The following is a 341-nucleotide window of genomic DNA, read 5'->3' on the forward strand; positions in this document are numbered from 1 at the left end:
GCGGCGCCCAACATCTGCAGCGACTGCCACGCCGGCAAGGGTTCCCACAACAACAAGGGGCAGAACGTGCAGTGCGCCGACTGCCATAGCGGGCACGTGGCGTACGATGCCAACGCGGTGAACGACGAGGAAAAGCGCCCCAACGTCTACCTGATCCGGCGGTACATGAACATCTCCAGCAACGCCGGGGCGGTGCGCAACGGGCGGGTGTTCTTCCAGTACACGGGGAGCAGCCGCAACTACGTCGACTACCGTGGTACCGGCGTCTGCCAGGGATGCCATGCCGTGCCGCAGGGGGCGGGGTATCCCCCCGAGCATGCAAGCAGCGAAGCCAACGTCTG

The 341-nt window shown here is 65.7% G+C and carries 1 pseudogene; it reads left to right on the forward strand.

Annotated elements, in window-relative coordinates:
• Nucleotides 1-341 (forward strand): annotated as a pseudogene (locus KI810_RS17180) (cytochrome c3 family protein); the annotation flags it as partial.

This window comes from Geomobilimonas luticola (genome assembly GCF_018476905.1).
In the GTDB taxonomy this organism is placed as follows: Bacteria; Desulfobacterota; Desulfuromonadia; order Geobacterales; family Geobacteraceae; genus Geomobilimonas; species Geomobilimonas luticola.